The 8,366-nt window shown below is 73.0% G+C and carries 11 protein-coding genes; 3 read left to right on the forward strand and 8 right to left on the reverse strand.

The features are described 5' to 3' along the window. The 8 genes from L2I40_RS24570 to L2I40_RS13600 all read right to left on the reverse strand — a co-directional run. On the reverse strand, nucleotides 1–154 hold a 154-nt coding region (locus L2I40_RS24570), incomplete at its 3' end, for a twin-arginine translocation signal domain-containing protein (RefSeq protein WP_372491057.1). Nucleotides 155–172: 18 nt separating this feature from the next. Next, complete coding sequence (locus tag L2I40_RS13570) at nucleotides 173–394, reverse strand: hypothetical protein (protein ID WP_237215495.1); 222 nt, start codon at nucleotides 392–394, stop codon at nucleotides 173–175. Between the two features lie 20 nt (nucleotides 395–414). Then, nucleotides 415–1,005 carry a TorD/DmsD family molecular chaperone gene (locus L2I40_RS13575; RefSeq protein WP_237215496.1) on the reverse strand — a complete coding sequence of 197 codons (591 nt, stop codon included), beginning with the start codon at nucleotides 1,003–1,005 and terminating at the stop codon, nucleotides 415–417. A 171-nt stretch (nucleotides 1,006–1,176) separates the two neighbouring features. Next, nucleotides 1,177–1,869, reverse strand: a complete 693-nt coding sequence (locus L2I40_RS13580) for a DUF3306 domain-containing protein (RefSeq protein WP_237215497.1) — start codon at nucleotides 1,867–1,869, stop codon at nucleotides 1,177–1,179. Beyond that, nucleotides 1,866–2,375 (reverse strand): DUF3305 domain-containing protein, encoded by a 510-nt coding sequence (locus tag L2I40_RS13585; protein ID WP_237215498.1) that lies wholly within the window; start codon nucleotides 2,373–2,375, stop codon nucleotides 1,866–1,868. The genes L2I40_RS13580 and L2I40_RS13585 overlap by 4 nt, the downstream gene beginning before the upstream one ends. Next, nucleotides 2,372–3,448 carry a DUF6352 family protein gene (locus tag L2I40_RS13590; RefSeq protein WP_237215499.1) on the reverse strand — a complete coding sequence of 359 codons (1,077 nt, stop codon included), beginning with the start codon at nucleotides 3,446–3,448 and terminating at the stop codon, nucleotides 2,372–2,374. The genes L2I40_RS13585 and L2I40_RS13590 overlap by 4 nt, the downstream gene beginning before the upstream one ends. Continuing rightward, nucleotides 3,445–3,999: a DUF6505 family protein gene (locus L2I40_RS13595; protein ID WP_237215500.1), complete on the reverse strand. Its 555-nt coding sequence runs from the start codon at nucleotides 3,997–3,999 to the stop codon at nucleotides 3,445–3,447. Before L2I40_RS13595 ends, L2I40_RS13590 begins: the two co-directional genes overlap by 4 nt. After that, nucleotides 3,996–4,709 carry a biotin/lipoate--protein ligase family protein gene (locus tag L2I40_RS13600; protein ID WP_237215501.1) on the reverse strand — a complete coding sequence of 238 codons (714 nt, stop codon included), beginning with the start codon at nucleotides 4,707–4,709 and terminating at the stop codon, nucleotides 3,996–3,998. Before L2I40_RS13600 ends, L2I40_RS13595 begins: the two co-directional genes overlap by 4 nt. A 113-nt stretch (nucleotides 4,710–4,822) precedes the next feature. On the opposite strand from L2I40_RS13600, the gene L2I40_RS13605 reads away from it, so the two are divergent. The 3 genes from L2I40_RS13605 to L2I40_RS13615 form a co-directional block, all read left to right on the forward strand. Beyond that, nucleotides 4,823–6,868, forward strand: a complete 2,046-nt coding sequence (locus L2I40_RS13605) for a 4Fe-4S binding protein (RefSeq protein ID WP_237215502.1) — start codon at nucleotides 4,823–4,825, stop codon at nucleotides 6,866–6,868. A gap of 48 nt (nucleotides 6,869–6,916) precedes the next feature. Next, nucleotides 6,917–7,936: an NADP-dependent oxidoreductase gene (locus L2I40_RS13610; RefSeq protein WP_237215503.1), complete on the forward strand. Its 1,020-nt coding sequence runs from the start codon at nucleotides 6,917–6,919 to the stop codon at nucleotides 7,934–7,936. A gap of 22 nt (nucleotides 7,937–7,958) precedes the next feature. Next, the coding region (locus L2I40_RS13615) for a TSUP family transporter (RefSeq protein WP_237215504.1) at nucleotides 7,959–8,366 on the forward strand (408 nt) is incomplete at its 3' end.

An 8,366-nucleotide genomic window follows, 5' to 3' on the forward strand; every position in this document is an offset into this window, starting at 1 on the left:
ACGGCGCGACCGCGCCCAGCGCGGCAAGGCCCGCGCCGGCGAGGCCGGCCTGGCGCAGGAAGGAACGGCGGTCGAGGCCGCCCGAGCTCAGCCCCGCATAGGCGGCAGCCAGCCGCTGCTTCGCGGCCCGGCCTTCGGAACGCTTGATCAGCATCAGCGTCTCTCCCGGTTCTTATTCGTAGCGGTTGGTGCGGTAGAAGGCCTGCACGCCGGCGGCGTTGGGCTGGTAGCGTTGCGCGACGCGCTGCCGCTCGTTCTCCTTCCGCGCATCGCGTGCCGGCACGCTGTCGGCGCGCTGCGCGACGGCCGGCGCGGCGGCGGCCGCCGCTGCCGTGCCCAGGCCGAGCGCCTTCAGCAACCCGCGTCGGGCGGAGGTCTGCTCCCCAGCAGCCATCGTCGTGCTCTCCTCTTTTCTCATGCCGGCAGGTCCGCAGCTGCCGATTCGATCTCCACGGCGAGCCGGCCGAGCCGGCCCACCGCGCGGTAGAAACCCGCCGCCTCCGCCTTCTCGAGGTCCGCGAACATGCGCGCGGCCCAGGGACGGATGTGACGGGCGAAGAAGGGCGCGGCCTCTTCGGGGCCGGGCGCGAAGGCCCCTGCGATCAGCCCCGCATAGGTCTCGCAGACGAAGGCGATGTGGTCCTCGGGCTCCGACACCCCCTCGGCGCGCTCGATGCCGAGACGCGCCAGGTCGCCGCGCAGGTCCGCCAGCGGCCGCTCGTGCAGGAAGCCGGTCAGGTAATAGGAGGCATAGGGCAGCACCTCGCCGCGTCCGACGCCGATGAAAAGATTGAAGAACTCGCGTTCCACAGCCTCGGGCGTGGTGGCCGCCGCAGCTGCGGCGAGCGCCGCATAGGCCTCGCCAAGCTCGCCTTCGACCGGGCGCAGGAGCTTCAGGCGAGCAAGCAGGGGGGTGTCGGGCGCACTGCCCATGAGGCGCCCAAGCAGCGCGAACAGCCGCGCACGCTCCGCATCCACTGGGTCGTTCGTTTCCGTCCCCGACATCCCGGTCTCAGCTCTAGGCCTTCGGCCGCGTTTGCCAGCGCCGTGAAGCCCAATTCCTCAATGCATGCAACCAAGCGGCAAAGTCGGGATTTCGGCAAGAGGAAACGGTTCCCGCCGCGAGAATTGTGAAGAATTTTTCAGGACCGCGGCTCGGCTGCAACGGCGCACCGCTCAGCCAGGCAGCGCCCCGCCATGGCGGCGGCGGGGCGGCGGCGGTTCTTCACTCGCGGACGGAAGCGGGGGCGGCTCAACCGGCGCCTCGGCGATCAGGACGGGTGGTTCGGGCGCCGGATCGGCGAGCGCCGGCGCCTGCTCCGGGGACGATTCGGGTCCGGCCTCGGCCATCGGCTCGTCCTTGGGCTCCTCGGCCAGCTCCTCGATCTTGCCGATCGCCTGGGCGAGCAGCTTCGAGATATCGCCGGTCAGCTCGTTGGCGAATCCGAAGGGCAGGCCGCCGGGCGTGTTGAAGTCCCACTGATAGTCCACCGGGCCGATGTAGTCCCGGATCGCCGGGTCGAGGCTCCACATCCGCCGTAGCGCTGCGTTGCGGAGCATCTGCGGCACGCCCGGTCGCAGGAAGGCCGAGAAGTCGCTCTCCGCGGTCAGATCCTCGATCCGCGGCAGGCTGGCGAGGTCCACCTCCGGCAGGTTGGGGATCGGGCAGGCCGGGCGCGCCGGGTCGGCGGCTGGCCCTGCGGAGGGCTCGGGCGCGGCTTCCTCTCCCGGTGGCTCGACCGCCACGGGCGGGGCGTCCGTCACCGCGGCCGGCGCAAGGGTCGGGGCCGGCGGCTCCGGCTCGACGGCCACCTCCCGCTTCCGCCGGGACCAGCGGGAGAGGAAGCCCTCCGGCTCCTCCCCGCTCATTCCTCATCCTCCCAGGCCGGGCCACGGCGGGCCAGCGCCTGCGGGTCGGCCTTGTCGCGCTTCCGCTTGTAGAACTGCCGCTCGACATGGTGCTCGGCGACAAAGGCCTCGGCGGTGGCGCGCAGGCCCGGCGGCAGGGGCAGGGCCTCGACCAGGTCGTTGCCGGTATCGGCGTGCAGATGCGCCTCGCCCGGATCCACCGTCACGGTCTGCAGCGCGAAGCCGGCGGGCGTCGCGGCCGGGCGCAGCGCCACCCAGACCAGCGGCGTCGCGGCCTCCAGATTGTGCTTGTAGTTCGAGGTGTCGGTCGGGTGCAGCACCACCTCCGCCGCCCCGGCGAAGAACAGCGTCCGCCCTTGCTCCTCCCGCAGCACGGTCCAGTCCGGCACCGGCGGCGCCTCCTCCAGCACCTCCACCACCCGCCACACATGCTCGGCCCATTGCGTGACGCCAGGGCGGCGCTCGGCCAGGACGGCCACAGGGATCCGGAGGCTCTTCGGGTTCACGCCGCCGCCTCCTTCGCCTTCAGCGGGAGCCCGGCAATCAGGTTCTGCGGCTTGATCCGCACCTTCTGCGCCGCGTCCATCGCGACGGCGAGGTAGACCGGCTTGCCCGCCATGCGCGGGATCACGCGCGAGCCTTCCGCGAATTCCAGCACCCCGAGCCAGAGGATGCGCGCCAGCCGCGCCTGGGCGACCTTCTTGCCGTGCCAGAGGTCGTTGGCGATCGATGTCGCCTCTGCATCCAGCCCGACATGCCAGGACCAGTCGCGGTCCTCGATCACCGGCACGGGCCGGATCGTCAGCGTCTCGCCCAGCATGTGCTTCAGGAAGACCTCGATGGCGCGGCCGAGCGCCTGCTGCCCGGCGCTGCCGTCCACGATGTCGAGCGCGAAGTCGTGCGCGTCGGAGCGCGCGAAATAGGCCGGCGCGTTCGCCTCGTTCAGCACGTCGATCTCGACCTCGCGCGGCGGCGTTCCGGCCTCAATGAGCAACTGCCCGAGCGCGCCGAAGTCGCTCGACGCCGCCTTCATCTCCAGCACCTCCTCATCCGCCAGCAGCGTCGAGCCCTGGTGGATGCCGGCGCGCTGCGGGCGGAAGAGGCATTCGGCGGCGCGGAGCACGAAGGGATCGCCGATGCCCTCCATGGCGCTGCGCACGACGAGATGCGTCAGCATCTGGAGGAACAGGGGCGGAATGCCCGCCACGCCGTCCGCGTAGAGCTTCAGCCAGGCGGCCTCGAGGTTCGGCTGGGCCGCGACGCGGTCCCGGAAGGACAGGAAGACGCGCCAGTTTTCCTGGGCATCCGCATCCGCCAGCGTTGCGATCTCGGCCTCCGGCACGGCGCGAATCGGATCGGCGAGCAGGGCGGCGTGTAGCGCGCGCTCCGCCTCGCAGGCCTCCTCCGGCGGGACGAGCTCTGGGCGCGCGCAGAAGGCGCGCCAGAGGTCGGGCGTCGCGTGGATCCGCCCTTCCTCGTCGCGGTCGCAGAGGTGATGCCCGCAGGCCACCCAGAAATCGCCCGGCGCCAGGCCTGGTGGAGGCTTCGGCAGGTGGTCGTGATGGTGGTGGTCGTTCACCCTGGCCTCCCCGCGCCGAGCCGCGTCAGGTCCGGCGTCTCGACCACCTCCTCCTCGCCTTCCACCACCGTGATGCCGAAGACCGGCAGCGCGTTGAAGCTGGTGTGCGGCGTGTCGCGCAGATGCAGCGTGCGGAACCGCTCCCGCACCTCCCCCCCCTCCTCGGCGCGCGAGACGGCGAGGATGGTGCCCGGCGGGTGGTCGCAGAGGCTCTCGGCGAAGGCGATCTCCTCCTCCGCCGCGGCGCGCGCCGCGGCGTCGTCCGGCGCGCCATGGCGGGTCCGAATATGCACGGCGAGCGACGCCACGGCGGCCTCGCGCTGCGCCGCCGTCGCACCTGCGACCTCGACCAGCGTGGACCAGCCGAAGCTGGTCAGGCCGAGGAAGCCGCCCCGGAAGGCCTGGCGCCGCTTGCCCGAGAGCGCGCCAAGGTCGTCCTCCCAGAATTCGAACCCGCCGGGCACCGCCCACTCGCCGGGCTCGGCCGGCGGGTCGTAGATCAGCGCGTCGGAGCGATCGAGCCGCACCGTGCGGGGCAATCTCGTGCTCATCCCGCCAGCGCCTCGATCAGGGCGAAGCGCGTGCGAGCGCCGTCGCGGTCCACCACCAGGTCACCGGTCGCGGGATCGAGGCCGCGCTTGCCGCCCTCGGTCCGCTCGTCCTGCTCGAGGCGCGCGAGATAGCGCTCCGCAAGGCGCTTGAAGCCCCCCGTTGGATCGGTGCGCTGCCATTCCGCGAGGCCCGCCATCAGGTGCCGCGCCCAGGCCGCGGTGAGTTCCGCGGGATCGCAATCCTCGGGCTCCCAGCCCTCCTCCTGCAGGGCGGTCTGGGCGATGCCGTGGCCGGGCTCCCACCCCTGCGGGAACATCAGCCGCGCCTCCATCCCCACCACGATCCAGTCGGGCACGGCATCCTCGGGCCCCTCGGCCCAGGCGAGGCGCAGCCGGCCGATCTCGCCGCCATTGACGGCGACGCGATCGGGCCAGCGGAAGGTCAGCGGCACCTCGGGCGGGCCGAAGGCGGCCAGCGCATCGCCGAGCGCCGAGGCCGCGGCGTACAGCGCCGCCCGCGCGGCGGCCAGCGGCATCTCCGGCTCCAGCACCACCGCCGCCTCGATTCGGGAGGCAGAGCGCACCCAGGCGAGCGTCCCCGCCCCGTGCTGCGGCGCCAGCGCCACGGCGCGTTCCATCGCATCGCCCGCCTCGCGGAGCGGAACGACCGGGGTGAAGACGGACGGCAACTCGGGCAGCACGGCGGACACGGCCGGAAAACCTTCCTCCCTGGCCCTCGCAAGCCGGGGCCGGGGGCGATATATGCGCCCGCAATCCCCGAGCCTAGAGCTTGGGCAAACCTGAGGAAGCCGGCCCGCCTCGCATGACCACCACCTTCGTCTGTTCCTGCGAGGACACGATGCCGCTCGACGGCCGCGCCATCGCGCGCGGCTGCCCGAAGGGCGAAGGGTCGGAGGTCCGCACCGCCGAGCAGCTTTGCCAGGCACAGCTCGACCGCTTCCTCGCCGCCCTCGGCGAAGGCAAGCCGGTGACGGTCGCCTGCACCGCCCAGGCGCCGCTCTTCCAGCAGGAGGCCGAGGAGGCCGGCTTCACCGCCCCGCTCTCCTTCGTGAACATCCGCGAGACAGCCGGCTGGTCAGACGAGGCCAAGTCGGCGGGGCCGAAGATGGCCGCGCTGATCGCCGCCGCCGCGGTGCCGATGCCCGCGACCCCGCTCGTGCCGCTGAAGAGCGAGGGCGTGACGCTGGTGCTCGGCCGCGACGCGACCGCGCTCGAGGCCGCGCGGAAGCTCGCCGGGACCCTCGACATCACCGTGCTGCTGACGGGGACGGAGCCGGTGCAGCCGCTGCGCGACGCAGAGTTCCCCGTCGCCCGCGGCATTGCGCGGGGAGCCACCGGCTGGCTCGGCAATTTCGAGGTGACGGTGGATGGCTACGCCATGCCGCGCCCCTCCTCCCGCGCGGCCTATGCCTGGGGGCCGGCGAAGGACGGCGCGGTCAGCCGCTGCGACGTGCTGCTCGACCTGACCGGCGGCGCGGCGCTGTTCCCGACCCATGAGGTCCGCCTGGGCTACCTCCGCGCCGATCCCGCGGACCCGGCCGCGGTGGAACGCGCGGTCGCCGCGGCGCGCGACCTGGTGGGCGAGTTCGACAAGCCGCGCTTCGTGACCTTCGATGCCGGCCTCTGCGCCCATTCGCGCAACCGCCGCACCGGCTGCACCCGCTGCCTCGACCTCTGCCCGACCGGCGCGATCACGCCGGGCAAGGATAGCGTGGTCATCTCCGCCGAGATCTGCGCCGGCTGCGGCGCCTGCGCCGCCGTCTGCCCGACCGGTGCCGCCAGCTACGCGCTGCCGAGCGGCGAGGCGCTGCTGCGGCGCCTGCGCACCCTGCTGCTGACCTATCGCGAAGCCGGCGGCGAGACGCCGCTCGTCCTGATCCACGACGCGCATGGCGATGCGCTGATCGACGCGCTGGCGCGGCACGGCGACGGGCTGCCTGCCCGCGTGCTGCCGCTGCGCGTCAACGAGGTCAGCCAGCTTGACCTCGCCACGCTGCTCTCGGGCTTCGCCTGGGGCGCCGCGCAGATCCGCCTGCTGATGAAGGGCCGGCGCGCCCACGGGACGGAAGGCGTTTTCCGCAACCTCGACTACGTGCAGCACGTGCTGGCCGGCCTCGGCATCCCCGACCATGGCAGCCCGCGCGCCGCGGCGATCGAGACCGACGATCCCTTCTCGCTGGGCGAGGCGCTGCGCGCCGTGCCGAAGCGCGGCCTGCCCTTCCCGCCGTCGACGCATCTGGCGATGGGCGCGTCGCGGGAGGTGCTGCGCCAGGCGGCGCGCGCGCTGGCCGACGGCGCCGGCCGCCGGACGGGCGAGATCGCCATGCCCGCGCTCGCGCCCTTCGGCGAGGCGCGGGTCGAGATCTCCGGCTGCACGCTCTGCGTCGCCTGCACCAGCGTCTGCCCGACCGGCGCGCTGAGCGCGAACCCGGAGAAGCCGCAGCTGCGCTTCCTCGAGGATGCCTGCGTGCAATGCGGCCTCTGCGCCGCGACCTGCCCGGAGAAGGTGATCACCCTCGTCCCCCGCCTGAACCTCTCGCCCGCCTCGTCAGAGGTGCGCGTGGTGAAGGAGGAGGAGCCCTTCTGCTGCGAGCGCTGCGCCAAGCCCTTCGGCGTGAAGAGCCAGATCGAGCGCGTGACGCAGAAGCTGACCGGCCTGAACCACTGGATGTTCGCCGATGCGGAGCGGCTGAAGGTGCTGCGCCTCTGCGAGGATTGCCGCGTCTTCGCCGCGACCGAGGGTGGCATGGATCCCTATGCCGGCCCCGCGCGCCCCGTGACGAAGACCAGCGAGGACTGGCTGCGCGAGGCCGAGCGGGCGAAGCGGAAGGCCGAGGAAGGCACCTGAGCGGGCTTCCGCCTACGCGGATGGCGCGGGCGCGGGCATAATCGCCGTATGCCCGAGACCAACCGCCGCGTCCTGCTCGCCCGCCGCCCCCAGGGCGCGCCCGTGCCGGAGGATTTCCGCCTCGACGAGGCGCCGCTGCCCGAGCCCGCCGAGGGCGAGGTGCTGATCCGGCACCGCTTCCTCTCGCTCGATCCCTATCAGCGCGGGCGCATGGACGACGCGAAGTCCTATGCGAAGCCGGTCGCGCTCGGCGGCGTCATGGAATGCCTTACGGTCGGGCAGGTCGCCGCCTCGCGCCATCCGCGTTTCCGCGACGGCGACTGGGTGCTGGGCGGCTTCGGCTGGCAGACCCATTCCGCGCGACCGGGCGATGGCCTGATCCCGCTCGATCCCGCCGAGGCGCCGCCCTCCACCGCGCTCGGCGTGCTCGGCATGCCGGGGCTGACGGCCTGGGTCGGGCTGACCGATATCGGCCAGCCCAAGGCCGGCGAGACGCTGGTGGTCTCCGCGGCCTCGGGCGCGGTCGGGCAGGTGGTCGGGCAGCTGGGCATGATCGCGGGCGCGCGCGTGGTCGGCATCGCCGGCGGCGCCGCGAAATGCGCCTTCATCCGCGACGAGCTCGGCTTCGACGCAGCGGTGGACCATCGCGGGGATCTCGACGCACAGCTCGACGCCGCCTGCCCCGGCGGCGTGGACGTCTATTGGGAGAATGTCGGCGGCGCGGTGCAGGCAGCCGTCTTCCCGCGCTTCAACGATTTCGGCCGCATGGTGATGTGCGGCATGATCGCGCAATATAATACGAGCCGCGGCGCCGCCGCGACCGGCGCGCCGCCCGGCCCCAATCTCGGCCCCGTCGTCCGCAAGCGCCTGCGCATCCAAGGCTTCATCGTCAACGACACGGGCTGGGGCCGCTACGGCGCCTTCCGGGCCGAGATGCTCGCCCACATCGCCGCCGGCCGGCTGCGCTGGAAGGAGGATGTGGTGCGCGGGCTGGATGCCGCGCCCGCCGCCTTCATCGGGCTGCTGCAGGGCCGCAACTTCGGCAAGCTGGTCGTCGCCCTTGATTGAAGGTGCCGGCGGCATCGCTGCCTTGCTTGCGGCCGGTGCCACGATCGGCCTGCTCGCCGGGCTGCTCGGCATCGGCGGCGGCGTCATCGCGGTGCCGGTGTTGCTCGAGGTGCTCGAGAAGCACGACGACGCCGCCGCGCTGTCCATCGGCACGGCCCATGCGGCGGTACTGCTCGCCGCCATCCCTGCCCTCGCCGCGCATTGGCGCGCCGGCGTAGTGGACATGCAGCTGGTGCGACGCTGGCTGCCCGCCATCCTGGCCGGTGCCGCGATCGGGCTCGGCCTGGGCCGTGTGCTCGCCGCGCCCTGGCTGTTCGGGTGCTTCGCGCTGCTCGCCGCGGCGCTGGCGGCGCGACTGCTTGCACGATCGGGCCGGGCGCTGGCACCGGCCCCACCCGCGCCGCCGCTCGGCTGGCTGCCGCCGGCGGCG

It is taken from the genome of Falsiroseomonas oryziterrae, from assembly GCF_021864505.1.
GTDB classification, from domain to species: Bacteria; Pseudomonadota; Alphaproteobacteria; order Acetobacterales; family Acetobacteraceae; genus Falsiroseomonas; species Falsiroseomonas oryziterrae.

Excerpts from the sequence above, each read along its gene's own strand:
- L2I40_RS13570 (WP_237215495.1), bottom strand. The coding sequence starts at position 394 with ATGGCTGCTGGGGAGCAGACCTCCGCCCGACGCGGGTTGCTGAAGGCG.
- L2I40_RS13575 (WP_237215496.1), bottom strand. The coding sequence starts at position 1,005 with ATGTCGGGGACGGAAACGAACGACCCAGTGGATGCGGAGCGTGCGCGG.
- L2I40_RS13580 (WP_237215497.1), bottom strand. The coding sequence starts at position 1,869 with ATGAGCGGGGAGGAGCCGGAGGGCTTCCTCTCCCGCTGGTCCCGGCGG.
- L2I40_RS13595 (WP_237215500.1), bottom strand. The coding sequence starts at position 3,999 with ATGAGCACGAGATTGCCCCGCACGGTGCGGCTCGATCGCTCCGACGCG.
- L2I40_RS13605 (WP_237215502.1), top strand. The coding sequence starts at position 4,823 with ATGACCACCACCTTCGTCTGTTCCTGCGAGGACACGATGCCGCTCGAC.
- L2I40_RS13610 (WP_237215503.1), top strand. The coding sequence starts at position 6,917 with ATGCCCGAGACCAACCGCCGCGTCCTGCTCGCCCGCCGCCCCCAGGGC.